Origin of the sequence: Variovorax sp. VaC1, from assembly GCF_043658315.1 — a bacterium.
Classification (GTDB): domain Bacteria; phylum Pseudomonadota; class Gammaproteobacteria; order Burkholderiales; family Burkholderiaceae_C; genus Variovorax.
Genome location: NZ_JBIGLT010000011.1, coordinates 1 through 21,725, shown reverse-complemented (window position 1 = coordinate 21,725; position 21,725 = coordinate 1). Strand labels below are relative to the sequence as shown.

At 61.9% G+C, this 21,725-nt stretch carries 31 protein-coding genes; 15 read left to right on the top strand and 16 right to left on the bottom strand.

Features of this window, described 5'->3' with window-relative positions:
- Nucleotides 1–472 precede the first annotated feature (472 nt).
- Both ACGLHS_RS31680 and ACGLHS_RS31675 read right to left on the bottom strand, forming a co-directional pair.
- Nucleotides 473–727, bottom strand: a complete 255-nt coding sequence (locus ACGLHS_RS31680) for a hypothetical protein (protein ID WP_394485843.1) — start codon at nucleotides 725–727, stop codon at nucleotides 473–475.
- Between the two features lie 6 nt (nucleotides 728–733).
- A complete protein-coding gene (locus tag ACGLHS_RS31675) occupies nucleotides 734–1,786 on the bottom strand; it encodes a DNA-binding protein (protein ID WP_394485841.1) in 1,053 nt (350 codons plus the stop codon).
- A gap of 128 nt (nucleotides 1,787–1,914) precedes the next feature.
- On the opposite strand from ACGLHS_RS31675, the gene ACGLHS_RS31670 reads away from it, so the two are divergent.
- Nucleotides 1,915–2,610: a SprT-like domain-containing protein gene (locus ACGLHS_RS31670; RefSeq protein ID WP_394485838.1), complete on the top strand. Its 696-nt coding sequence runs from the start codon at nucleotides 1,915–1,917 to the stop codon at nucleotides 2,608–2,610.
- Here ACGLHS_RS31670 and ACGLHS_RS31665 read toward each other — a convergent pair.
- From ACGLHS_RS31665 to ACGLHS_RS31645, 5 genes are read right to left on the bottom strand one after another with little or no spacing between them, the layout of a single operon-like run.
- Nucleotides 2,580–2,819: a hypothetical protein gene (locus ACGLHS_RS31665; protein ID WP_394485835.1), complete on the bottom strand. Its 240-nt coding sequence runs from the start codon at nucleotides 2,817–2,819 to the stop codon at nucleotides 2,580–2,582. The genes ACGLHS_RS31670 and ACGLHS_RS31665 overlap by 31 nt on opposite strands.
- Nucleotides 2,816–3,880 (bottom strand): ParB/RepB/Spo0J family partition protein, encoded by a 1,065-nt coding sequence (locus ACGLHS_RS31660; RefSeq protein ID WP_394485832.1) that lies wholly within the window; start codon nucleotides 3,878–3,880, stop codon nucleotides 2,816–2,818. Before ACGLHS_RS31660 ends, ACGLHS_RS31665 begins: the two co-directional genes overlap by 4 nt.
- A 5-nt stretch (nucleotides 3,881–3,885) precedes the next feature.
- A complete protein-coding gene (locus ACGLHS_RS31655) occupies nucleotides 3,886–4,683 on the bottom strand; it encodes a ParA family protein (protein WP_394485830.1) in 798 nt (265 codons plus the stop codon).
- On the bottom strand, nucleotides 4,640–5,068 hold the full coding sequence (locus ACGLHS_RS31650; protein WP_394485827.1) for a hypothetical protein: 429 nt from the start codon (nucleotides 5,066–5,068) through the stop codon (nucleotides 4,640–4,642). Before ACGLHS_RS31650 ends, ACGLHS_RS31655 begins: the two co-directional genes overlap by 44 nt.
- Nucleotides 5,069–5,086: 18 nt before the next feature.
- The gene (locus ACGLHS_RS31645) at nucleotides 5,087–5,452 is read right to left on the bottom strand and encodes a single-stranded DNA-binding protein (protein WP_394485824.1); all 366 of its coding nucleotides are present in this window, start codon (nucleotides 5,450–5,452) and stop codon (nucleotides 5,087–5,089) included.
- A 194-nt stretch (nucleotides 5,453–5,646) separates the two neighbouring features.
- Between ACGLHS_RS31645 and ACGLHS_RS31640 the strand changes: the two genes are divergently transcribed.
- On the top strand, nucleotides 5,647–6,108 hold the full coding sequence (locus tag ACGLHS_RS31640) for a hypothetical protein (RefSeq protein WP_394485821.1): 462 nt from the start codon (nucleotides 5,647–5,649) through the stop codon (nucleotides 6,106–6,108).
- A complete protein-coding gene (locus tag ACGLHS_RS31635; protein ID WP_394485818.1) occupies nucleotides 6,105–6,365 on the top strand; it encodes a hypothetical protein in 261 nt (86 codons plus the stop codon). The genes ACGLHS_RS31640 and ACGLHS_RS31635 overlap by 4 nt, the downstream gene beginning before the upstream one ends.
- A gap of 1,404 nt (nucleotides 6,366–7,769) precedes the next feature.
- Here the strand turns inward: ACGLHS_RS31635 and ACGLHS_RS31630 are convergent.
- The 5 genes from ACGLHS_RS31630 to ACGLHS_RS31610 form a co-directional block, all read right to left on the bottom strand.
- Nucleotides 7,770–8,915 (bottom strand): replication protein RepA, encoded by a 1,146-nt coding sequence (locus ACGLHS_RS31630; protein ID WP_394485816.1) that lies wholly within the window; start codon nucleotides 8,913–8,915, stop codon nucleotides 7,770–7,772.
- Entirely contained in the window at nucleotides 8,902–9,480 is a 579-nt protein-coding gene (locus ACGLHS_RS31625) for a phospholipase D family protein (protein ID WP_394485814.1), read from the bottom strand. The genes ACGLHS_RS31630 and ACGLHS_RS31625 overlap by 14 nt, the downstream gene beginning before the upstream one ends.
- Before the next feature lie 143 nt (nucleotides 9,481–9,623).
- Complete coding sequence (locus ACGLHS_RS31620; RefSeq protein WP_394485812.1) at nucleotides 9,624–9,923, bottom strand: hypothetical protein; 300 nt, start codon at nucleotides 9,921–9,923, stop codon at nucleotides 9,624–9,626.
- 35 nt (nucleotides 9,924–9,958) lie between these two features.
- Nucleotides 9,959–10,852, bottom strand: a complete 894-nt coding sequence (locus ACGLHS_RS31615) for an N-6 DNA methylase (RefSeq protein ID WP_394485810.1) — start codon at nucleotides 10,850–10,852, stop codon at nucleotides 9,959–9,961.
- A 79-nt stretch (nucleotides 10,853–10,931) separates the two neighbouring features.
- Complete coding sequence (locus tag ACGLHS_RS31610) at nucleotides 10,932–11,726, bottom strand: DUF6573 family protein (protein WP_394485808.1); 795 nt, start codon at nucleotides 11,724–11,726, stop codon at nucleotides 10,932–10,934.
- A gap of 667 nt (nucleotides 11,727–12,393) precedes the next feature.
- Between ACGLHS_RS31610 and ACGLHS_RS31605 the strand changes: the two genes are divergently transcribed.
- The 12 genes from ACGLHS_RS31605 (at nucleotide 12,394) to ACGLHS_RS31550 (ending at nucleotide 19,766) form a co-directional block, all read left to right on the top strand.
- The gene (locus ACGLHS_RS31605) at nucleotides 12,394–12,660 is read left to right on the top strand and encodes a hypothetical protein (RefSeq protein ID WP_394485806.1); all 267 of its coding nucleotides are present in this window, start codon (nucleotides 12,394–12,396) and stop codon (nucleotides 12,658–12,660) included.
- A 510-nt stretch (nucleotides 12,661–13,170) separates the two neighbouring features.
- A complete protein-coding gene (locus tag ACGLHS_RS31600) occupies nucleotides 13,171–13,392 on the top strand; it encodes a hypothetical protein (protein ID WP_394485804.1) in 222 nt (73 codons plus the stop codon).
- A gap of 193 nt (nucleotides 13,393–13,585) precedes the next feature.
- Nucleotides 13,586–13,849: a hypothetical protein gene (locus ACGLHS_RS31595; protein ID WP_394485802.1), complete on the top strand. Its 264-nt coding sequence runs from the start codon at nucleotides 13,586–13,588 to the stop codon at nucleotides 13,847–13,849.
- 19 nt (nucleotides 13,850–13,868) lie between these two features.
- On the top strand, nucleotides 13,869–14,585 hold the full coding sequence (locus ACGLHS_RS31590) for a PspA/IM30 family protein (RefSeq protein WP_394485800.1): 717 nt from the start codon (nucleotides 13,869–13,871) through the stop codon (nucleotides 14,583–14,585).
- Nucleotides 14,586–14,646: 61 nt separating this feature from the next.
- Nucleotides 14,647–15,780, top strand: coding sequence for a hypothetical protein (locus tag ACGLHS_RS31585; RefSeq protein ID WP_394485798.1), 1,134 nt, complete (start codon nucleotides 14,647–14,649; stop codon nucleotides 15,778–15,780).
- A gap of 18 nt (nucleotides 15,781–15,798) precedes the next feature.
- The gene (locus ACGLHS_RS31580) at nucleotides 15,799–16,428 is read left to right on the top strand and encodes a hypothetical protein (protein ID WP_394485796.1); all 630 of its coding nucleotides are present in this window, start codon (nucleotides 15,799–15,801) and stop codon (nucleotides 16,426–16,428) included.
- A complete protein-coding gene (locus ACGLHS_RS31575; protein WP_394485794.1) occupies nucleotides 16,429–17,124 on the top strand; it encodes a DNA adenine methylase in 696 nt (231 codons plus the stop codon).
- On the top strand, nucleotides 17,121–18,113 hold the full coding sequence (locus ACGLHS_RS31570; RefSeq protein WP_394485792.1) for an AcrVA2 family anti-CRISPR protein: 993 nt from the start codon (nucleotides 17,121–17,123) through the stop codon (nucleotides 18,111–18,113). The genes ACGLHS_RS31575 and ACGLHS_RS31570 overlap by 4 nt, the downstream gene beginning before the upstream one ends.
- Before the next feature lie 7 nt (nucleotides 18,114–18,120).
- On the top strand, nucleotides 18,121–18,462 hold the full coding sequence (locus ACGLHS_RS31565; RefSeq protein ID WP_394485790.1) for a hypothetical protein: 342 nt from the start codon (nucleotides 18,121–18,123) through the stop codon (nucleotides 18,460–18,462).
- Nucleotides 18,459–18,857, top strand: coding sequence for a hypothetical protein (locus tag ACGLHS_RS31560; RefSeq protein ID WP_394485788.1), 399 nt, complete (start codon nucleotides 18,459–18,461; stop codon nucleotides 18,855–18,857). The genes ACGLHS_RS31565 and ACGLHS_RS31560 overlap by 4 nt, the downstream gene beginning before the upstream one ends.
- Nucleotides 18,854–19,183 (top strand): hypothetical protein, encoded by a 330-nt coding sequence (locus ACGLHS_RS31555; RefSeq protein ID WP_394485786.1) that lies wholly within the window; start codon nucleotides 18,854–18,856, stop codon nucleotides 19,181–19,183. Before ACGLHS_RS31560 ends, ACGLHS_RS31555 begins: the two co-directional genes overlap by 4 nt.
- A gap of 28 nt (nucleotides 19,184–19,211) precedes the next feature.
- Nucleotides 19,212–19,766, top strand: coding sequence for a hypothetical protein (locus tag ACGLHS_RS31550; RefSeq protein ID WP_394485784.1), 555 nt, complete (start codon nucleotides 19,212–19,214; stop codon nucleotides 19,764–19,766).
- 54 nt (nucleotides 19,767–19,820) lie between these two features.
- Here ACGLHS_RS31550 and ACGLHS_RS31545 read toward each other — a convergent pair whose 3' ends face one another.
- The 4 genes from ACGLHS_RS31545 to ACGLHS_RS31530 form a co-directional block, all read right to left on the bottom strand.
- Nucleotides 19,821–20,114 carry a theronine dehydrogenase gene (locus ACGLHS_RS31545; protein WP_394485782.1) on the bottom strand — a complete coding sequence of 98 codons (294 nt, stop codon included), beginning with the start codon at nucleotides 20,112–20,114 and terminating at the stop codon, nucleotides 19,821–19,823.
- A gap of 44 nt (nucleotides 20,115–20,158) precedes the next feature.
- The gene (locus ACGLHS_RS31540) at nucleotides 20,159–20,416 is read right to left on the bottom strand and encodes a hypothetical protein (RefSeq protein WP_394485780.1); all 258 of its coding nucleotides are present in this window, start codon (nucleotides 20,414–20,416) and stop codon (nucleotides 20,159–20,161) included.
- 8 nt (nucleotides 20,417–20,424) lie between these two features.
- The gene (locus tag ACGLHS_RS31535; RefSeq protein ID WP_394485778.1) at nucleotides 20,425–20,835 is read right to left on the bottom strand and encodes a hypothetical protein; all 411 of its coding nucleotides are present in this window, start codon (nucleotides 20,833–20,835) and stop codon (nucleotides 20,425–20,427) included.
- A gap of 10 nt (nucleotides 20,836–20,845) precedes the next feature.
- The coding region (locus ACGLHS_RS31530) for an ArdC-like ssDNA-binding domain-containing protein (RefSeq protein WP_394485775.1) at nucleotides 20,846–21,725 on the bottom strand (880 nt) is incomplete at its 5' end.

Here is a 21,725-nt window from a genome sequence, read left to right as displayed (position 1 = left end):
GGCGTTTGGGGTGGCGGTCCCCGTAGGACTGGCGACGACGGTCGTTTGCATGGCCTCTCTCCTGACATTCCACATTGAGCCCACCAGACGGCCTACGAGGCCGTTTTGCCGGAAGTTTTCACTATCCCTGGCGGAAGTTTTTCAAGTACCTGGCGGGCTTTTCACTAATGGTGGCGTCCGACCAAGCAATCAACAACATGGGGCAGTATGGCCCAAAACGGCACCTCGTGCCTATCCTGCAATAGTCTCCCCACTCCCCATTTCTTGAAATTATCAAGAGTTCTCGACGCCCCCTCCCCCCGCCGAGGTCGATTGTGGATTGCACAATCCACAACCGAGCGAGGCGCTAGGGGGAGAAGCGTCACGCCCTGCGTGACGCGGCCCCAAAGCCAGCCATCAAGGCAGGCTTCGCCTGACTTGCGCGCCCTGCGCGCCTGTTGATTCTTCGATCGCGGTCAGCGATCAAACATCGTCAGTGCTGGCGATGCTGCAGCTTGAATTTGAACCCTGCCCTGTGGATGCCGATCAAGCTTGTCCCGGTGAACGTGACCTGTTGCAGCAGCAACCCTCTCCGATCGATCAGGATCGCGAAGGCGATCATGGCGACATTAGCGGCCAGAAAGACAAACCACCCGTACCGGGAAATTTTGAGATTGAGGGCGAGCAGCAAAGCGCCCGCGATCCCCAACAGTGACCCGGCCCACTCGCAGATGTCAGCGGGATTCATGGTGCGTTACCGCTTGCGAGTGCCGCCACCGCTAGGCGTCTTCGCGCTGCCATCAGCGCCAGGCTGCGCACCGCCAAGGGCTTGCAGCAGCTCGGCACGATTGGCTTCCATTGCTTCAAGACGGCCGCGGAGCGTAGCTGCTTCGCGTGTCGCTTCGGCAGCTCTTGCGTTGGCGGCATCGAGCGCCGCTTGCGCCAGATCGGCGTTGGCAGCGATCGCATCAAGGCGACCTCGGAGGTTTGCTGCTTCCTGGGCCAATTCGCCGGCTTTGCCGTTGGCGGCGTCGAGCCCGGCTTGAGCCTTAACAGCGACCGCGCGATCGGATGCCGCATTGGCCTTTGCGGTGGCCAGGTCGGCGGCCAAGCCCTCCAGCTTGGCGACGGATTCGACGTGCTTACGGCGTTCGGTTTCCAACTCGGCCACAGCGACCTTCGCTGCATCTTGAGCGGCGGAGAGGGCGCTGTTGAGACGGGTGATTTCGGTGTCTGAGCGCTGGCGGGCCTCATGCGCATGGTCCAACTCGACCCGGAGGTCATCGGCCCGGCGCTCGATTTCGACCGCTCGCGCTTCAGCCGTGGCGGCACGTTCGGTCATCGCTGTGAGCGATTGAGTCAACTCGGCCAGGCGCGTCGCTGATGCGGTTGCCTGTGCTTCGAGGGTGAGCACCGAACCGCGCACCGCCTCCAGCTCGACGGCTTGGCCGTCGAAGGCGGCCGAGAGTTCCGCACGTACGGCGTCCGCTTCGGCTCGTTCCAGATCCCAAGCTGCCTGGGCAGCGTGGAGAGCCTGGTTGGCAATGTCTTGGGCCTCGGCCCATGTCTGGGCGAGGGCGGTTTCGTGCGCCAGGCGCAGGCGGTCGGGCACCGCGATAGGAGCAGTGGACGGCGTGGCCGTCTGCTGCCGGCGCCAATCCTTCATGACGATCGAGGCGTCATTCATGTTGACCTTGGCCATGCGGCGCACGTCGTCGACGCGGGGGAAGTCAACCCGGCCACCTTGCTCGTACAGCGTATTGGCCGCCGCGATGACTCGCTCGCGGATTTCGGGATTCAGGTCCATGTCCGGGCTCCTTTGGTAATAAGAATAATAATCGCATTCTTATTATTATTTGTCTAGTGCCTTGTGGATTGCACAATCCAAAAGTCACGGCACAATATGGATTGCACAATCCAGAAACAGGGAGAGATATGCAGCCCACTCACGAGGCGTATTCCGAGCTGGAAATGGCGTACGACCATTTCAACGACGCGCTCTACGAAGGCCAGTTGCCGAAGTGCCTTCTGACGTTTCAGCGCGATAAGAGGTCCTACGGGTATTTCGCGTCAGAGCGTTTCGTCAACAGCTCGGGGGTGAAGACCGACGAGATAGCCATGAACCCGGCCATGTTCGCGGTGATCCCTGCGGCTGAAATCATGCAAACGCTGGTTCACGAAATGGCGCATCAATGGCAGTTCCACTTCGGCAAGCCAGGCCGGCGCAGCTACCACAACAAGGAGTGGGGCGCGAAGATGGAAGCGATCGGGCTGATGCCGTCGAACACTGGGGAGCCAGGCGGCAAGAAAGTCGGCGAGCAGATGATGGACTACATCATCGAAGGAGGTCCGTTTGAGGCCGCTTGCAACGAGCTGCTGTCGAGGCTCGCCATCACATGGCGGGATCGGCTACCGGTCCAGAAGCTGGTTGACCAGGTGATGGCTGGAACCGTCGAGGGCGTGGAAGCTGCCGACCTGATCGCAATGGGAGTCGAACTGGAGACGCCAGCGTCGAAGTCGAATCGCCGGAAGTACTCGTGCAGCAAGTGCGGCGTGAACGCGTGGGGGAAGCCGAACCTCAACCTGATGTGCGGGGACTGTCAGGAACGCTTGGAGGATGTCGGCCCCTGAGAGGGGAGGGCGTTGTCGTAGACCTCCACCCAGTCGACAAGCGATTTCAATCGCGCCTGGCGCTCTGCGCTCAGGGCGGCCAGGGCCTTTTGCACCTGGTCGTAGAACTCATCACGGGGCACGTCGAAGGTGTGCCCCTCCGAGCGGAGCAAGCCGGCCGCCAGACGCAGGCGGTGCTTTGCACGCTCGGGGAGGGCTTTGGCGCTCACACCTTGGAGTCAGTCAGCAAGGTCAGAACGACATCGCTGATGTTGACCTCTTCTTCGAGGTTGCTGTCTTCGAACCTGATGAAAACGAGCCCGGCCGACGTGGGGCGCTTCTTCAGGACAACCATGACTTCCTTGTCGCCAAACTTGGCGAGCAGCAGTGGCTTCTTGAGCTTGTCCGGATCGCCTGGGCCAGGCGGATCGCTTTCGAGGTCCGGGTTGTGCGGTGGAATGTGCTGCACGTCCGGCCCGTCAGTACCGGGGTCGTCGGTGGAATCGTGGCCAGAACCGCCTTCGTTGCCGCCGCTGGAGCCCTCGGACTCGCCCTTGATATTATCAAGAGGATCTTTCAAAGCGCCGCCTTCGGTGGACCCTGTGGTGGCCGGTGGTTTCGAGGGCGCCACCTCTTCTGAGAGAGCGGCCAGGAACGCGCGGTCGATTTCCTCGGCTGCTGCCGTCCGGTTCTCCACCAGCTCAGGATTTTGCGCATGCAGATTGCGCAGGGTGTACAGGTACTGGGCAGTCCGGCACTTGCGGCTGTGATACAGCTCCAGCAGGAAAGGCGGGGCATCAGTGAGCGCAAGCAGATGCGTAACAGCGCTTGGGTCGATCTTCAACTTGCTGGCGATCGTCTTTTTCTTGTCGCCAGCTTTCAGGCGCTTTGCAATGAAGTTCGCCAGTTCCAGCGGTTGCAACCCTTTGCGACGTTCGTTCTCGCTGACCTGCGCGTAGTCGTCGAGCTGGCGAGGATCTTCCGTGACCACATAGGGCAGATCGGCGAGCCCGATGCGGGAGCCGGCGCGAAAGCGACGGGCGCCGAAGCGGATCAACAGCTTGCCGTCGGCCTGCTCGACAACAACCAGCGGCTGAAGAATTCCGCGTTCCTTCACGTCTTCGCAGAATTCCTCGAATTCGGCATCGTCAAACTCGGTGCGCGGCTGGTCCTTGTCTTCGACGAAGAGGCCGATCGGCGCGCGAGGCGGGGTCTTTGCCTGCTTTTCAGGCTTGGCTTTGGATGAAATGCCTACGGGCTCTTCATCGAGTGCGGATAGGTCAAGTGCCATTTCGTTTAAACCTCAAGAGCCATACGTTTTGCAATCACCTCGAACGACGGCTTGATTTCTCGCCAAGCGTCGCGCGCGGAGGTTTTTTTCATGTCGGCCAGGTATGCGCCTTCGGCCTGCGCCTCGGCAATGGCCGTCCGGGTAGGGATGTACGCGAAGCGCTTCTTTTCAGGATCGATCAGGATCAGCAGTTGGGAGAAATGCTCCACCAGTTGCTTGAAGTTGCCCTTTTGGAACGGCGTCGGCTCGACCAGGTTAGGCAAGATGCCGATCAATTCGAGTTGGGTGTTGATCGCGGCCTTGATCTTCCGGTAGCCGTAGCGCTTGTGATTGAGCAAGCCGCCGATGCCGTCGATGGCCTCCTGATTCAGCTCGATAGGGGAGAGCAGAAATTGCCCGGTGATGAGGGCCGCGGCATAACGAATATCAGGATTCGGATTCGTGTCGATGATGCACACGTCGAACTGGCCATCGACCTTCTCGAGAAATGCTTTCAAGGCGTTGACGTAGTTGTTGTGTTCGCCTGGCTGACGCTCCAAGCTGCTCAGTACGTCGTCGCCCGGCACCAGCACGAACGGCGCGGCTGGCAGCGCATCGAGCTGCCCTCCGAGCAATGCGCTCGAAGTGAGTTCAGCCGAAGTGACCTTGCCATTCTTGGCCAGCGCCTTCGACGAGTTCATTTGATGATCGAGATCGATGAACAGAACGCGCTTACCTTGCTGTGCCAGGTAGTACGCGAACTGGCAACCGATGGCGCTTTTACCGACGCCGCCCTTTTGATTCGCCAGAACCAGTGTTTTCATTCAATACCCCTAAAAATTTGCTGAGTTCGCTGTCCGTGAAATTCACTTCGTTTGCTCGAAGGAATTCGCTGACCTGCGCTTGTGAGTAACCGTGATTGACGAGCTGCTTGATGTCGCTCGCGAACGGCTCCAGAACAGAAACACCTTCCGGCGCCACGGCCGCCATGAATTCGGAAGTGGGCAGCTTCACTGCCTTTGCCTTCTCCATCTTGGCCAGGAATCGGCGCCTCAAGGTGTTCACGTTTTGTGGCTTCATCCCGTAATCTGTCGCCACGTCTTTGAGCCGCTTTTGATCGACCAGCAAGGCCCGCACTGCTTCCAGTGAACGAGCCTCCCAGCGACGACAATGCAGCAGCTTCACCCGATCGAACTCGGTGGCGGTCACTGCATCGCCTGTCATCAATCAGCCTCGCTGCTGCTGCGAAAGCTTCTGGCGCTTCGTCTCGCCAGGTGCGCCGAACTCGAAGTCGTCGACGATGAAGCTGAAGCCGTATTCCGTCTCGCCCTGGACCTCGCGATCGTTGTTGACCAGGCGGTACTCGACGACGAGTTGATCGCCGACGTAGGCATGCTCCGAAATCGTCTTGGCCCGCGAGCCGAAGATCGTGAACGGAATCGCAACCTTGCGCTCTTCGCGGGCATCGCCCGTCACCTCGTCCTTGCCAGCGTACTCGTTGCGGATCAACGTGAAGAAGCAAACCGGCGTGCGACCACCATCACGGAAGACCGGGGCCTTAGCAATGCGGCCGACAAAACTACCCTTGTTCATGATGAATTCCCTGTGCTTGATTGATGAAGTGTCAGAAGGTCTGACGGGTCAATCATAACACGATAACACAAAAATAACACAACAAATAACACGATATTTTGATCGACTAATGCGCTCATTGAGCGTATACTTTCAGGCATGGATGCAGCCTTTGTGTCCACCGCGCCTCGGGACTCAGGGGCTGGAGATTGAAGATGTCAAAACCGATGACCATGAGCGAATACGCTGAACGGGTGAAGACGCTGCTTCGCACGCAGCCTACCGGCACCGGACTGAAGGACGGCGACACGGACAACGAATTTTTCATGGACGGCGAGAGCCTGTTTTGGGCCGACCTGGTAGGCAACCTCCGTGACGCGGGCGACCTCGACAAGAGCGCGTGGGACAGCGCGCGCGGTTGCTGGGATGGCAGCACACCCGAGGCCACCATGGCCGTGATCGAATCGCCCGTGTTCTTGCCCGCGCGTCGAAGTACTGACCTTCGCGTCGAATGGGAACGCGATGTCACTGATGCCGTGGCCGAGTTGTGTGAGTGCGGCAACAGCGACGCGCAGGCCATCGTCGAAGGGCAGGGCGCTATCCTCGAATCGTGCTGGCTGCTGTGCAATACCGCCGCCGACACGGCCACTCAAATCGCCGCAGGGAGCGCGGTATGAGCGCACAGCACACGCCGGAGCGGCTGACGCTTCGCAAGCTTATCGAGCTGGTCGGTCCTGATTTTCTTGACGCTGAACTGAGCGTTACCGTGTCCGGCGCAACCGGGCGAAACTCGGTGTGGGTTCCACTGCCGACCGACCTTTACGCAATGCCCCGCGTCGAGGCGAACCCTCGCACTGGCGAGCCGGCACGACTGACGTTCAGCATGCGCACGAGCGACGTGCGATTCGTGAAGGCAACCGGGCGCGGATCGTGACCACGCAACCACCACCAGGCGCATGGACACATGCCTAACCATCCAAACCGAGGCCCGAAAGGGCCTTCTTCAAATCCTTCGCCGACGGACATTTGCACGGCACGCGAAGCAACCGGCCTGACACAAACGCAGGCCGCAACGCTCATTCACAGCTCGCTGCGGACCTGGCAACAGTGGGAGGCCGGCGACCGGCGCATGCACGCAGGGTTGTGGGAGCTTTTCCGCATCAAGGCGGGCCTCGTCGACCTCGCCAAGTAGCCCGACCTGGCACTGCATCACCGCCCCTGGCGATACGGCACCAGGCTCAATGCCCCCTTCCTGGCAAGCCGGTCTTTCACGGCAAAGCCCCGCAGGGCGGGGCGGCAAGTCCACGCAGGCCGTTTAAGGCCCTCGGGCCGTTAAACGTGGGGAGTCCTGTCCTTTTCCAGAAAACGCCTCCAGCGGCCTTTGCGCCCCTATGGCGGCCCCATTCATCCCCGACCTGGGAACCCCCTTCTCTGAAGAACAATATGCGGCCGTCGCATGGCACAGAGGATTTTCGAGGGCATGCAGGTGCGTAGCCCGACAGTCCGGGGGACTGTCGGGTGAGGCGGTAGGAGCCGGCCCGGTAGGGCTTCGATCCGCCTGAGCGGATCGAACTCCGTATCCCGCCGAACACATGCCCTCGCGCGGAGCCCTCGCACGCCCTGGATGGTTTTCTTGTCTGTGGCTGAGGCGAAGCCTACAGCCGGCTGTTCGGGGGCCAGGGCAACCCCGCAAGGCGGGGTCACTTAATGGGGCGAAGCCCCTTCGTGGCTGTTGCATGCAAGTCAGCTCCGTAGGAGCTGCGCAGCAGGCCATTTCATGGCCCGAAGGGCCACGCGAATTCTTCCCCCCGCGGCCGAAATCGACGGCGGACTTATCCACCGCGCGCGGCCCTCAATTACCGGTAAAAGTAGAGGAAAAGGATACGGGAACCTTAAAGGCAACCTTACAGGTTTAGGGGAGGGCCAATACCGCGCGGGCTAGGGTGCCCGATCCTGCGAGGGTTGAGGGGGCCAATACCGCGAGGGTAGGGGGGCCAATCCTGCGAGGGTTGGGGGGTCCGATACCGCGTGGATAACTCCACTGTCCACAGGCCAGGCGGGGGGGGTCTGATACCGCGCACAGTCCACCAGAGGCGGATTGTGGGCATGCATGCCTTCGCATTCATGCCGCCACGAGCTGGACGGCCCGGCCAGGCACCGAAAGGCGATGAGAGAGGGGGGGCCGATTCCGCGCACGCTTAGCATGAAATGCTCGCATTTCACGCTCATGAGGCGCAAAAAGTGCGAGCTTTTCATGGTGATGGCCACAAAAAAGCCCCGCACGAGGCGGGGCAGGAAGCGGCTTCGAGCCGCAGGGAGGATTGAGTGGCTACAGCCGTCAGGGCTTGTAGGGGATAGGAGGGGGCGAGGCCATCAGCAGACAGCCGCCAGTGACCTGTTTGACCTTGGCAAAGGGGTACACGGCGAGCACGTCGCGCAGCGCGCGCAAGAACTTCTTCTTGAAGTCCTTGTCGGCGTTGAGCCCTTGATACTCCTGGCCGAACTGCTCGCGAAGGTTCGCCCAATACAGCATCACCGGGCGGCCAGTGATCCGGTGCAGTCGGTCAGCCAAGAACGTGTAGATGTCCATCGAAAGGGCGGAGCCCTTGAGCATCGCGAAGGCGCGAACGTCGATCGGCACCGCGTGCTTCTTCAGCGTCGTGTAGTAGTCGTCCGAGAACGTCACGACACCGGGCCACAAGGGCCGCTGTTCGTCTGTCGCCTGTAGCCATGCCTCAAACTGCTTGATGGGCTTGCCTTCGTACGTGTAGGCCTTGCCGTCAGCATTGAAACCCAGCGTCATGCGGCAGGCGGATAGCGCCTGTACCTGCTTGCGGAACATCGTGAAGGTGCCCTTCTTGCCCCCGCTGGTGTCCTTGCCGAGCATGCGAAGGAACTGGCTGGCGCTGTCGCCAACGGGAATCTGCGGAGAGCTTTCACGCACGGCGTAGGTGTTCATCCATGCGAGCATGAGGCGCGGCAGAGTCCCGTAGGGAATCGGCTGCTGCACGAACTTCTCGCCGTCCCAGAGCTTGCCGGCGCCGATGCTCAGTGCGGCGCCGCCGCACTTGCGCTCGAATTCGGTGCCTTCGACCTTCGATCGCGGCAAACCGACCTGGCACATGATCGCGTGCATGAACTGCATTTCCTCGCCTCGGGGCGGGGCAGCAGCGATCGCGGCGCCGGTCTTGATGATGCGTTCGTCGAGCAAGCGGACCGGCTTGGGGGTCGCGACGGGCAGGGCAGGCAACACCTCTTGCGGTGCGATCTGTTCGGCGAACAAGTCGCCTTCCAGCGCCTTGGCCTTGGCCACGGCGCGTTTCTTGGCGACAGGCACCGCAGGGGCCAGGCCGCGAGCCTCGGCTGTCTTGCGTGCCGTCTTGCTTGCGCTCGATGGCTCGATGCCGCCCGCGATCAGTTGATCGCGGAATGAGATTTCGTCGAATGAGGATTTATCCATTGCCATCGCATCAGCTCCTGTCACGTTGCAAAACCGACTCGGCCGCGAGGCGGCCGAACTCGTCGGCGTACTGTTTGGTCAGAGCAGGCACGCCGAAGAAAATGTTGAAGTTCTCGGCGTTCGATTTCGCCGGGTCGACCTTCCGGCCGCCCATGGCGGCCTTCGTGAAGTTCGCGCTGCCGAAGGCGGTGCGGTCGTCGTCGACCACGATGAACTTGTGATGCATGACCGCGTGGCGGTCATTCATCCAGACAGACACGCCGGCATTGAGCAGGTAGGTCGCGCCGCTGTATTGGGCGTCACGGAACTGCGAGGAATCGAGCACCACGCGAACGTCGATGCCTCGGCCCTTCGCTTCGCGTAGCGCTTTGCCGACCTCGGCGTGGGTGAAGTAGTAGCCAGCAACCCAAACGCGACGCTTCGCGCTGCGGATCAGGTCCGCGACTGGGGGGCCGATTTCATCCTGGGGAGCGAAGTAGACATCGACCGTCGCGCCAGTGAGGGGAACGCGCTGTGCAGCAGGCGCATGCGCTGAGGCGAAGGCCACGGCGAGAGCGAGGCCGATTGAAGTAAGATTCTTCCGCGTCATGAATGAGAGTCCCGTAAGTATCGATTTTGTGACGACGCCCCGGCTTTACCCCCCGGGGCGTTTTTCTTTGTGCCGCGCCTCGGCGCGATGGTACACGCGAACCCTGCCAAAACGGATGTTTTGGCAGGGGCGCGCAGAGGGCGCTAGCGGCTTTTCTCCGCCATGCAGGAATCGCAATCGCAAGGCGCGACGATGCGGAGCTGAGCCAACATGGCCTTTACGGTCGGCTCGATCAACGTATGGCAAGCGTCGTCGCTCATGGACCAGCCAGGCCGCAGCAGCACGTCGTAAGCGAAGCCGCCGTCTCGGTCCGTCGCGTATCCATAGCCGGCGTCGACCTCGACGACCTGGTGCGCGTGTGCATCGCACCAGCGGCGCAAAGTCGCCGGTACGTCTCCGCTGTAGCGCACCGTGAGCGGTGCCGCGTTTTGCTTTTGCTCCATACGTTCTCTCCTGTAGTGACGTTCAAAAATGCTGCTCATGAGAACAACCCCAGTTGCTCGGCGCGTTGTGCGACGATTTCGCGGGTTGCATTGGCCATTGCGTCGGCTGTCGCTGCTGCCTCGGCATGGTCTGCCTCTGCTTCCTCGTCGGCGAGCGCTTCCGTGGCGTCCAGCTCGGGCTCGATGTGCGCCGGGGCCGGCTCGGCTGCGCCAAGCAGTTCGACCGCCTGGCGCTGCGCTTCAGCGCGGCGCAGGCGGGAATCCCACCCGCCGAAAACGTGCATCGGCGTAACCCAGTGCCCGTACTCCTTCAGCGTCAACGCGTTGCCGTGGATCACGATCGCTGGGACCCCGTACAACGACAGTTGCAGGTAGGCCATATGCACCGCTGTCGCGTCGATGTCGATCGCGGTCGCGTGCATGTGCCGCGTGGGGTCGAGCTGCTGCGCAGAGAGCGCATCAGCGCACGCGATCAGCATCCCGGCCGCGCCGCACGCGGGCTCGTTGAAGGTGATGAATCCTTTGCGTGCGATCTGGTCAGTCGCATTGCCGATGGTCAGGGCGGCCATGAGCGAAGAGACAGAGTAGGGCGTGAAGAACTGGCCCTTGAAGTTGTCGCCCAGCTCCAGCGACATGAACAGGTCGCCGAGACAGTCCGAAAACCCACACGAGAGCCAGTCGACCAGCACCGCGAACATGATCGGGAAGCGCTCGACTTCCTCGCGCTCGTAGCACCCAACGATTTCGAGATACCGCGCCTCGCGCTTGTCGAACTGGAGCTTGTCGACCCTGTTGCTCACGGTCAGCGCTGACAGCTCTACGAAGTCGCTGAAGACCCTCGACAAACGATGTCTGCGCGCGTTGTCGCGCAGAAGCGATGTCAGTTCCTTTTTGTGGGCGCCCGGCCCGATAAGATTCGGCTTAGCCATATTCGCGTTTCCTCCCTGCGCGCGTGTGGTTAGAGGCCCGACCGCTGTTGACGCAGCGGCCGGGCTTCGCTTTGTGGGATCAGTCTTCCGAGGGCTGAAGAATCGTGATGACGGGCTCGCCGTTATCGCCACCGCTGCAAACCATCTTCAGGTCGACCAGCTGGGGCGTGATGCTGTCGCCATCGCGAGCAACGCGGCGAAGCTGGTAAGTAAGAACGCCCGCGCTTTTGTTGCGTCGCGCCGCGTACATCGCGATGCACAGAACATCCCAAAGGCGGCCGGCCACGTCCTGAACGGCGCCCGTGCGCTTCGTGTCCAACGGGAACCACTCGACGCAATCCGCCCATACCGCGCGCGTGAGCGCCACAGGGATCTTGAAACCAGCTTCCTTCGCAACGGCCGACACCTCCACGAGTTCGCCCATTTCGATCAGGTCAGCACGAGTGACCGTGTGGATCGGTTCGCCGAAAATCTCGATCAAGCTCGCCATTTCTGGCGGTGCTGCAGGTTTGTCAGCGGGCACGGCGCCGGCGTTCTCGCTGGCCTTCGCTTCCTCCCACCGGGCAATCATTTCTTGGGCCGACTTGATCGCGTTGCGCGCATGGTCGATGTCGTGGGCGAAACGAGCGGCAACGTGTGGGAGCATCGTTTCCACCTCGTCGATGCGCCTTTGCAGTCGGCCGCGAACGTCAGCCTGTAGCCACTCCGAACGCGTCGAACCATGCAAGTCGCAACGGCTCCAATTCAACGTGCTGACCGCCCCGCGAAACTCTGCAATCTTGAATTTCACAACGCCTGCCGGTTGGTGAGTCTGGGGTGCGAGGAACTGCGCTTCGGCAGTGTTGTTGGAGCTGTGTGTGTTCGTTGCGGTCATGGAGGTGTCCTCGTTGGTGGTTGAAAAAATCTGCCGTTATGGAGCCGTCTGACGCATAAAGAGACCGGCCAGGCAGGGCAGAGGGGCACGCACTGAGGCCGCATGCCCGCAGCGCAGCGGAGGGACCGGGGGAAGTGCGTGAGCGAAGCGATACCCGGCGCCCTGACTGGTTGGGCTATGCGTCGGAAAAAGACGGGTCCAGAACGGCAGACGACCACCGGCGACCTCGACCGGGAGAACGTGTTTCACACAGCGCAAACAACACGCGCCAGCCCGAAGGGTTGGCGATCTATCGCCGCGGGTGCGGCGCTGGTCAATGCACCGCCGCGGCGGTGCAGCGGCCCGCCCTGCGGGCCTTCAACACATGGGGCATCCGGCTTCGCAGAAGACGGCTTCGCCTGCTTGCGCGCCCTGCGCGCCTGGTCGTGGTCTGCGGTACCGTATCGCCGGAACGAGCGATGGGGCCCCTGGGCTGTGCATCGCCGTCTGAGGCGATGCTGGATCTGGAGTGCAGGGAGGGGAGCCCGATCCCGCGTGCGGACTCTTCGAGGCTGGGCTGGCCAGCCTCGCCCGATCTGACGATGCTGCAGGTTTTCGGGGCACAATGACAACAGCCAAAATCTAGGTTTTGGCCGCGTCGTGGTCTTGCCAGATACAGGAGCGAAAGATGACCCCTCAGAAAAGAAGTCCTGCGGCAGTTGCTGTCATTTACTTTGCAGTGCTGCTCTTTCTCATCGCATTTGCGAGCTTCACCTGGTTCGAGCTGTACAAGCTGGTGGTGAGAGCTGGATTCAGCGAGGCGAAAACTGTGTGGCTCCAGCTCGGGATCGCAGTGATGTGGTTCTTCGTGGTGGCAGGTGCACGGCCTTTTGCACAGGCCGTGGCCAACCCGGAGGGGGATGACCCCGCACTTCCCAACGAAGTGACTGAGTGAACGGGATGTAGGGCTGCGGCGAGTAGCCGAGGACCGTGCCTATGCGCCGGCCTGCCAGCAATGGCAGGTCGGCGTTTGCATTTGGACGCGGGCCGTGGCGAACGCATCGGTGCCGCATCGCCAGATGCGGCGTGCCTGCTGGTCTTCAGCAACCGAAGGGCGCAGGCGCCGGGTGTGCCTGGAAGGGTGCCGGCTTGCCGGCAGTCCCGAAGGGACCAAGCGCGAAGGCGCGCGCCCTGGAATGGTCATCCCGGTTCCGCGCAGCGGAAAGCCAAAACGTGCATTTTGGCTATTCGGATTCCTTGACAGCATCGCCATTTCCGGCGATGATTGGTGCCACGGTCGGAAACGTGCCGTAAGAGGCGGCGGTAGCAGGTGCGGGAACACCAGCCACCGCCTAACCACACTCAACCTGTCATGGAGATTGGTATGGCTGGACGAACTCTAGCAAACACACCTCACGAAGAACGGCCGGCGAAGCGCGACGCCATCACGCCACAAAGCGCACTGATGACCACCGACGAAATCAAGGCGAAGGTGGGAGAGCGAGTGACCGAAGCCGAAATGGTGGCCATGCTCAAGTCGAATCCGATCGGCACCTCGCCCAACGACGTGCGAGTGCGAAGCGGAGTTCTGTCGTTCTCGTTCGGACCTCAAGGCGTCCGGCTGACAGGCGCCGAAATCCGTACGCCTCTGCCGATCAACCCGAGTGCCAACGGGCTCGAGAACTGATTCGGGATGGGCTACCTGAATCCATTGCTGCGACTGCCAGCAGGAAGAGCGTTGCTCAATCTGCCCAAGGAACAGCGCGCACCACTCGAAGCTGTCTTGCGAGAGCTTCGATACCAAGCCGACCAACAAGCCGAACTCGCATGGAAGAGGCGGAAGGGGCCGATGGCGGCATATTTTCGAGCTGTGGCAACCTATGCGCGGCATCTGGCGCATGCACTTTCGAGGGGAGAACGACATGGGAAATAACGTGAAAAAGCGCTCGCCGTACAGGACGGAAGAGGCCTTGGTGTGCGCGTGGCTGGCGCTGGTGATCTTCGCCGGGACGTGCGAGCTGTGGTCGCGGCATGTGGTCGCGAAAATCAACGCGAAGGCCGAGGCCGAGATGCAGAAGCTGAAGCCGCAAGGACTGAAGCTGAAGACAGCAGCGCTGGCCGACCAGGCCAGCGCCATCAAGTAACACCGTCAGGGAGATAGACATGGGAATTTTGAGCAAACTCATCACGCAGATCACTGGTGCGCTTCACGATCTGATCGACAAGAACAGCGATGCCGGCCGCACGGCCCGCCAGGGCGTGCGCCAGTTGGACGAACAGATCAAGAAGGCCGAGGAAAGCGTCGCCGACGTGTCGGCCGAGCTGCGGCTGATGGCGCACAACCGCTACAAGGCGAACGGCGACGCCAGCAAGTGGGGGGCGATCGCGAAGACGGCCGCGGCCGACGGCAACGAGGCCGAGGCCGTCAACGCCGTGCACCGCCAGGTGCAGGCGGAAGAACTGGCTGCGTCGTTCGAAACGCATGTGGCCAGGCTGAGCCCGATGGTCGACCAGCTCAAGGGCCGGCTGGAGGGCTTGCGCAAGGTCAAGATCGAAATGCAGAACAAGACCAGCGTGCTCGACGCGCGAAGCAAGGTCGCGCAGGCCGAGAGTCGCGCGGCTCGCGCGCTCGGCAACATCGGCACCGCAGGTGGCGGGGTGGACTTCGACCGGCTCGAAGAGAACGTCGATCGCGAAGAAGCGAAGGCGGCTGCGCTTGCGGAGCTGGCGCACGAGAAGAGTGCTGGCAATCCCGATGCGAAGCTCGCTGACTACGCCAGGCGCGAAGCGATCGGCGAGAAGCTGAAGGCCCTGGGCCTTCAGCCTACGGTCGCACCGGTGGAGGCAAGGACGATTCAGGGGGAAAAAAATGCGAGCTAGGACCATCCTTGCCCTCTTGGCGCTGCCGGTGACTGCGGTAGCGCAAAGCCAAATTCAAGGGTTGTCGACCGCAGTCGACACATTGGCATCGGGTGTGATCTTGCCTGTGGGCATTGCATTTATTGCAATCATGGTCGCCTGGGCAGTTTTCAAGGCGATTTTTGAAGGCGACGCCAGCAAGGCCGTGGGAGCGCTGGGTGGAGCGGCTGTCGTCGGCGTGGCAGTGATGATGGCCACGGGGATGAGCAAATTGATGAGGGGAACGATCCCTGAGCAGCCCTCAGAACCCGTGAATAGCGAGCCGGGCTGGTTTTCTCAGACGCTCGATTGGATCGGCGCGCACGGCCTGCCGTTCGCGATTGGAGCTGGTGCGTTGCTGGGTGTCGGGGCGTACCTGATGGTGCGCAGCAGGCAGAAGGCCGCGCAAGCGCGGCTGAATGGCGACCGCGCCGCACTCCTTGAAACGATAGAACGTGCCGACGTGCTTCAGAAAATGATGGCGATCAAACCGACAGGGGTGATCGACAAATTGAAGTCGGCCGCGATGGCCAGCTTCAAGCGAGGTCTGCCAGGCCGAGCACCGGCAATGACGGAAGAGAAGCTTCAAGGGGCCATCGAAAGCTTGATGGTGATGCTGGGGCAGGTCCACGACGAACGTCGCGAGCTGGATGAAACGCAGCGCAAGTCGCTGGAGACGATGCGCAGCGAGTTGAACGACATGGCGGCACGCATGTCGGCCGACGCGGAAGAAGCACCGGCGAGCCGGGCGCCGATCGCGGAACGGAAGAGTAGGGCAGCGCCAACGCCGCAGGCGGTGCGCCAGGCCGTCGAGGCGAGGGCGCCAGCCATTGCCGCCAGCACGCCGGCGCCGTCAGGTGACGGATTCATGAGTGGGTTGCTTCTGAACCCGCTGTTGAGCCCGCTCAGTCCCCTGAGCCCATTGAGCCCGATTTCGGTATGGCACGGCCAGCGGAGTGAGGGCCAGGCGGGGCGCAGCGAAGAGAGCCGGCAGGCTTTCGCCGACAGCAGCGCGCCCGCTCCGGCGCCAACATGGCGCAGCGAGGACCAGTCGTGTCCTGCACCTGCACCAGAGCCCGCGCGGAGCTACGAAAGCAGCTCGTGGTCGAGCGATTCGGGCTCCAGCAGCTTCGATTGCGGCACCAGCGACAGCGGTTCCTCAAGCAGCAGTGATTGATTCGGAAGTACCACCAGAATGCTTTTCCTTCTTGCGCTGATCCTCGTGGTTTCCTACGCGATCGCGTCTTTCTTCAGCTTGCCCCGCACTGCGCGCGGTCTTCGGATCGGCATGGGCGCGGTGGCAGTTCTGACGGCGCTGACTTTTGTGTTTGCCACCGATCTTTTTGCCAGGCTCTTTTTTCACGGCGCAATCGCTGGCGACGCGATCAACTGGACACCGGTTTTGGCTTTTTCAGCAGGTATCGGGGCACTGCTCGTGTTCTCGTACGAGTCCACTCTTTGGGCGCATGCCGGATCGCAGTGGGAGGCCGATCCGCCCCTGGCAAAGGGGCGACGGATTCTGAGCGGCGTAGGGATCGCGCTGGGGATCTATTTGGCGTTCACGGCCGTCGATCACTGGTGGTTCTTCCGGGGCGATGACGCAGGGTTCGCGGCGGCTGATTTCGTGGGCGCAGACGAAGTTCCTTGCGAGGTCGCACTGGTGCGCGTCGACGGTGATGCCCTGGCGTTTCGCTGCCCAACAGCGTTGGCGTTCAATGTCTTGTACGGCGCTCCATTCGTTCCGTGGCCTGAATACACCAGTGGGCGAAGCGTGGAGTTCAAGAACAAGATTGACGCAATGATGCGCGAAGCGACGAGGCCGTAGATGCGTTATCCAGGTGGCAAAGGCGGCTCGGGCGCCTATCAGACGATCATCAACAACATTCCGCCCCACGATGTGTACATCGAGACGCACCTGGGCGGCGGCAACATCTTCGAGCGCAAGAAGCCAGCCGCGCGAAACATCGGCATCGACATCGATGCCGATGTGATCGCGAAGTGGACCGCGCGCCAGGTCGAAGGCTTGGAGCTGCACCAGGTCGACGCCGTGGCATTCCTCAAGCGCTTCAAATTCACCGGACGTGAGTTCGTCTACGTCGATCCGCCCTACGTGATGGGAAGTCGGCGTGGCGGCAAGCTGTACCGGCACGAGTACACGGATGACGATCACAAGCGGCTGGTGGAGGCGCTTGCGTCGCTGCCGTGCAATGTGATGGTGTCCGGCTACGCCTCGGCGATGTACGAGAGTTCGGCGCTCGGCGCGTGGCGGTCTGAAGAGTTCACCGTGATGACGCGCGGCGGCCCGGCCGTCGAGCGAATCTGGATGAACTACGACAAGCCAGAGTTGCTGCACGACATGCGGTATGTGGGCGTGAATTTTCGCAAGCGCGAGCAGATCAAGCGGAAGAAGGCGCGATGGCTCGGCAAGCTCCAGAAGATGGAGCCGCTGGAGCGCGCAGCAATCATGGAATGTCTGCGCGAGCTGGAGGCCTCAGAGTTGGCCATGGCGGGCCAACAATGACTGCTGGACTTGGTGCGCACCGTGCGCTGCGCATGCTGGAGGTGGTCGGACACCAGCTTCCCGGCATCTGGAAACGACATGCGACGCTGCGCGAGCAATTCATGGCCGAAGTCGCGTGGGAGCCATGGTGCTATGCGCCGATGGCTGTTGCATTGTCGATTACGGGTGAGCGGCCGGTGCTGGCAGCGAAGCTGACGGCACTGGCAGCGTGGCGGATGACACAGGGCATTTATCGCGTCGACGAGACGCTGCTGGACGCACTGATGCAAACGCCGCTGGATGCGGCTGTCCCGGTGGAAGTACTCCGGCGCCTGCCTGAGTGGTGCGTCTACATCGAGCTGCCCGGCATTGACACATTCAAGGGCGTTGCCCGTGGCGTATGGGTGCTGATGGAGTCGGCAGGGAAGCACAATGGCGGCGCTGTCTTCTTGACAATGCTTTTCGACACGGACCGGGACTTCAGCCAATCGCTCGACGAATCGACGATGCTGCCCCTGACGATCAAGCTTTCTGGTGAATCGCTGCTTGCAGCGATCGAGATTACCTACCCGGCCGCGAGCGGGCTTCACGGCTTTTTCGAGAGAGCAGCGAAGCCGGTCCTGTCGATCTTGCTTTACCTCTGCTCGGCGAATGTCGAGCTGACACAAGGCGGGGTGCCAACGACGCCGATACCGCCGAAGGCGGTGAGGACGCGTCGAGACGGCTGGCGGGTCTTCCCGGCACCTGGGCCGGTGAACTGGGAGCTTGGCGTCCGCATGGGTGCGGCGCTACGCGCCGCTTTTGCGAGTGCGGCGGTCGGTGGCGTGGCCACCGGCCGGACACTGACGCCGCACGTCCGCGCCTTTCATTGGCATACGTTCCTGAGCGGTCCCCGCAAAGGGGTGCCGACGGAGAAGCGCCAGCGCGATATTCGCTGGCTTCCCCCGATTGGGGTCAACGTCCGGGAACCTGGCGAGCTTGTGCCGGTAGTCCGGCCAGTGAGACAGTAGGAAAGCCATGCAGTTTTCAACCGACCAGCGGCACGCCGCTACGCTCGACTTCCTCGCAGAGGTGCGCGAGTATTTGATGCGCTGGCCACCGCATCCGATGAATCGCGAAATGATTCAGCGGATCGAGGCGCACCTGGCCGATCCGACCCACAAACTCATTCGTTCGCAGAGCTACACGCGCTCGGGGGGCGCGTACACGCCCATGGGGATGTGCATTGTGCGAGTCAGTGTTACGGGCACCCTAGCGACCGTCAGCCTGCCAACTGGGACCGACGCGGCGCCGGAGAACATCCTCCTGCGCGCGCTGAAACGCGGCCAGGAGGTTGCCTTGAAAGTGAACAAGATATGAGTGACTACGAACCGCCACGGCAGGCCCGCCATTTGTCGCGCGAATCCGAGGAACGCTGGCACAGGGCGAACGAAGCCTACGCGGCAGAGTTCGCGCGCGCGATCCGTGACCCGCGCCTCTGGCGGGCGCAACTTACGGTGACGGCTGCGCTTGCCCTGCGATTCTTCTGTGTCCCGCTTGCGTGCGGTTGCCTTGGCGGGGCCATCGCATGGGCAGTGGGACTTGATAGTGGCGCCTTCGCGGCCGTCGGATTTACAGCGGGGACCGCGATCGCGGGGGCGATCATGCTGTTTAACCCGACTTTCGCGTGCCGCAGCCTATTTCATGAACGCGCCGACGCGGCCTTCGATGCCTCGCTCAAAGAATCCCGGCGCACGCAGACAGGCCCCCTGTGAAAAAGCGAACGATTTACGTCGGGCTCGCGGTCTTCGTGATCGTGACTGTGATGGGTTCGCTCATCGGCAGATGGGCCGGTGAGTCCATGGCGAAAGAGATCAAGGCGCGGCTGTCCCTGTTGTGGCCGGACGTGATGGGCTTACCGGAACAGGATCGCGCACTTCTGGCGGTTCTCGCCTACGAATGCCGACTGCAAGACCAGGCAGAGGGCAGGAGCGCCACGATAGCCTGCCTTCGGTCTGCGACGAATGCAGACAGGGTCAAAAAGGTCAGTGCCGATCCGGCCGCGCACCTTGACAAGCTGCTTCAACAGGCCCGCGGGTAAGCTGGAATATTTGTACGAAAGGGATGCAATGAAAAAGAAGCGCACTGACCGAGGGCTGAACATCAATCGTGTTCTGTTCCCAAGGTCGACCAAACGAGTTACCAGAGCAGCGCTGATTCGTGCCTTCAGCTCGCCAGGTCAAAAGCGCGGCGCAGTCATGGCCGTAGTTAAGCAATACATGGGCGATAGCCAGGAACCACCAACGTGGTCGAAGGCCTCTGTCCTAGGAACTTTCGGCAAGCGGATAGCCCGGCAATGGGCTCGCCACATCCGACACTTGGCACCTGCGGGAAACGTGTTCGTGCAGACCTTCTACGACTTCGGAATGTCGCCAGAACAAGCAAGGCAGGCGAGTGCGCGCATGGAGGGGCAATCGGACGATTCGGTGCGGGCACCAGTGCCCGCACCGCTGCTCTTGCTTGATGAGTTCCATCGCGCTTTTGCCCCTGAAGTCGATCTGAAAAACGCGATAGCGATGAACGGCGGCACGGTCAATGTCATCGCAGGAGGGTTGAACGACGAAATGCGCGCGACATTGAATACCGCGATCGCTGGCGTTGGCGGCAAGTTGACTTGGATTTGAAAGAGCGGCCGAATGAGTGCCGGCGAGCATCGCCGTTCTCGGCGATGCCGCTGGCTAGCGGCACTTCCCAGCAAAGTAACTCGGCCTGGCCGACAGCTCACGCTCGGCGAACTCATCGGCAAACAGTGGCGCCGTCGCTTCGATACGGCGCACGAGGTTGCGCCGGCGCGTCTCCGCCTTGCGGCCATCGCTCCATCGCTTGATCGTCAGCGGTTCGAGAAAGTCGATGCTGACGGCGTAGCCGGTGCCTGGCGTCCAGCGCTCGGCCACCTCGGGCGGGCACGGTGCGCCGGCCGCTACCTCTGCCGCCACCAGCTCGACCGGACCAGGACAGGGGCGATGGGGCATCGCCCACCGCAGGGAGTAACGCCACATTCGCGACATGCCCCCCGTTAGTTGATGCGAGCGATCGCGGCCGGATCGGCCAGCGAAAGCAGCATGCCGTTGGCGTGTACCTTGTAGCCGCGCGACATGCGCACGGCACGGGGTGCAGGCTGGCCAGTGGAGCGCAACCACGCACCCACGAGCCAAGCCATGGCGGCCGGGCTGCTCTCCATGTAGGGACACTCGGCCAGTGCTTCGTCGCCTTCGCAGCGCTCGGCAGAAAAGCCATCTTGGGCGAAAGGGGTGAGGTCGACGGACGATGACATGAAAACTCCTAGCTCGATTGAATGGTTGTCGTGAAGAGGCCAGCGGCGCCGACCTGCCATCCCGTGCCGTGGTTCGCACCATTGCAGGAACAGTCGCAAGAAAATCCGCGTGCGTGCTGGCACGTGGCGTTGCACTTCACTTCCGGCCGCAGGCTGGAAGTCAGTTTTCCGTAGCTCATGGCCTTGCCGCATCCGCCGCAGATGCCCAGCGGATCGCCGCCGTAGACCGTGGGCAGGCCGCCACCAATGCGATCGATCCAGACACCCGACGGGATGCACTTGCCGGCCTCATCGATGCGGGAAGCATGGCCATTGATTGAGCCCTTGATGCGGGTGTACTCGACGCGACGGCCGACCCGGCAGGACTTGCAGTTGTAAATGACGGTGACAGGCACCGTCTCTCGGGAATTCCGGTCCACGGTGCGCCTCTCAGTGGGTGATAGGCTGGCCGGCCTTCATGATCTTGTCGGCGGCGCCGAAGATCTTCTTCGCACTCTTCTCGGGCAGCTCGGCACCGGCAAGCCAGCCTTGGATGTAGGCGCGGCTTTCGGCTTGGCCCGGCAGGTCCAGCAAGGTGCAGAGGATGTAGGCCACGCTTTCGGCCTCGGCTTCCATCAAGCTGCGCGGTGTTTCCGGTCCGTCGATCACGTCGCCTTCGGCGGTATGGCCGAGCACGATGTGGGCGAGTTCGTGGAAGCGCGTCTTGTGCTTGAGGTTGTTGAGCGGGCTGATTGCGATGGTGCGATCCGCAGTCGCATAGCCCAGGCGGTTGCCCAAAAGCTCATCAAAGCGCACTTCGCGGATGTCCAGTGCCGCCATGGCGGTTGCGGCGTCCCACATGGGCGTGACTTGCTCGGGCGCGAAGTCCTCGCCGTGCGTCTGGTCCAGCGAAAACCAGTTGGCGCGCAGCATGAACACATTGAACGTCCCGCCTTGTGCATCGTCAGAATCGGCGATGGCGGCCGCCGCGCTGCTCTTGGCGCGGGATTTCACCGGCACCGGCATGAACAGTGAAATTGCCTTCTCGCCCTTCTTGACCGAACGACCCTTTTCCTTCCACGCGTTGAAGCTCGCGATCGGCGACAGCGGCAGGCCCTTGGCCGAGAGCTGGATGGCCGCAAGGATCTGGTTTCCGATGCTGTAGTTGCGGAATGCCCGATACGCTTCGTTCACGATCCCCGGCTTCGTCAAGGCTTCCTGAAGGATGTGGCTGAATTCGGTCCCCACCTTTGCTGCTGTTTGGTGAGTCTGGGGTGCGAGGAACTGCGCTTGTGGGGCGTTGCTGGCGGTGGGGGTGTTGTGTGCGTTG

Bases quoted from the DNA above. Each gene is read 5' to 3' on its own strand.
- ACGLHS_RS31570 (WP_394485792.1), top strand. From the start codon at position 17,121: ATGACTGCTGGACTTGGTGCGCACCGTGCGCTGCGCATGCTGGAGGTG.
- ACGLHS_RS31660 (WP_394485832.1), bottom strand. From the start codon at position 3,880: ATGGCACTTGACCTATCCGCACTCGATGAAGAGCCCGTAGGCATTTCA.
- ACGLHS_RS31550 (WP_394485784.1), top strand. From the start codon at position 19,212: ATGAAAAAGAAGCGCACTGACCGAGGGCTGAACATCAATCGTGTTCTG.
- ACGLHS_RS31605 (WP_394485806.1), top strand. From the start codon at position 12,394: ATGACCCCTCAGAAAAGAAGTCCTGCGGCAGTTGCTGTCATTTACTTT.
- ACGLHS_RS31575 (WP_394485794.1), top strand. From the start codon at position 16,429: ATGCGTTATCCAGGTGGCAAAGGCGGCTCGGGCGCCTATCAGACGATC.
- ACGLHS_RS31610 (WP_394485808.1), bottom strand. From the start codon at position 11,726: ATGACCGCAACGAACACACACAGCTCCAACAACACTGCCGAAGCGCAG.
- ACGLHS_RS31580 (WP_394485796.1), top strand. From the start codon at position 15,799: ATGCTTTTCCTTCTTGCGCTGATCCTCGTGGTTTCCTACGCGATCGCG.
- ACGLHS_RS31635 (WP_394485818.1), top strand. From the start codon at position 6,105: ATGAGCGCACAGCACACGCCGGAGCGGCTGACGCTTCGCAAGCTTATC.
- ACGLHS_RS31655 (WP_394485830.1), bottom strand. From the start codon at position 4,683: ATGAAAACACTGGTTCTGGCGAATCAAAAGGGCGGCGTCGGTAAAAGC.
- ACGLHS_RS31560 (WP_394485788.1), top strand. From the start codon at position 18,459: ATGAGTGACTACGAACCGCCACGGCAGGCCCGCCATTTGTCGCGCGAA.
- ACGLHS_RS31675 (WP_394485841.1), bottom strand. From the start codon at position 1,786: ATGGACCTGAATCCCGAAATCCGCGAGCGAGTCATCGCGGCGGCCAAT.
- ACGLHS_RS31540 (WP_394485780.1), bottom strand. From the start codon at position 20,416: ATGTCATCGTCCGTCGACCTCACCCCTTTCGCCCAAGATGGCTTTTCT.
- ACGLHS_RS31645 (WP_394485824.1), bottom strand. From the start codon at position 5,452: ATGAACAAGGGTAGTTTTGTCGGCCGCATTGCTAAGGCCCCGGTCTTC.
- ACGLHS_RS31620 (WP_394485812.1), bottom strand. From the start codon at position 9,923: ATGGAGCAAAAGCAAAACGCGGCACCGCTCACGGTGCGCTACAGCGGA.
- ACGLHS_RS31545 (WP_394485782.1), bottom strand. From the start codon at position 20,114: ATGCCCCATCGCCCCTGTCCTGGTCCGGTCGAGCTGGTGGCGGCAGAG.
- ACGLHS_RS31595 (WP_394485802.1), top strand. From the start codon at position 13,586: ATGCGCGGCATCTGGCGCATGCACTTTCGAGGGGAGAACGACATGGGA.
- ACGLHS_RS31680 (WP_394485843.1), bottom strand. From the start codon at position 727: ATGAATCCCGCTGACATCTGCGAGTGGGCCGGGTCACTGTTGGGGATC.
- ACGLHS_RS31615 (WP_394485810.1), bottom strand. From the start codon at position 10,852: ATGGCTAAGCCGAATCTTATCGGGCCGGGCGCCCACAAAAAGGAACTG.
- ACGLHS_RS31590 (WP_394485800.1), top strand. From the start codon at position 13,869: ATGGGAATTTTGAGCAAACTCATCACGCAGATCACTGGTGCGCTTCAC.
- ACGLHS_RS31670 (WP_394485838.1), top strand. From the start codon at position 1,915: ATGCAGCCCACTCACGAGGCGTATTCCGAGCTGGAAATGGCGTACGAC.
- ACGLHS_RS31600 (WP_394485804.1), top strand. From the start codon at position 13,171: ATGACCACCGACGAAATCAAGGCGAAGGTGGGAGAGCGAGTGACCGAA.
- ACGLHS_RS31625 (WP_394485814.1), bottom strand. From the start codon at position 9,480: ATGACGCGGAAGAATCTTACTTCAATCGGCCTCGCTCTCGCCGTGGCC.
- ACGLHS_RS31565 (WP_394485790.1), top strand. From the start codon at position 18,121: ATGCAGTTTTCAACCGACCAGCGGCACGCCGCTACGCTCGACTTCCTC.
- ACGLHS_RS31640 (WP_394485821.1), top strand. From the start codon at position 5,647: ATGTCAAAACCGATGACCATGAGCGAATACGCTGAACGGGTGAAGACG.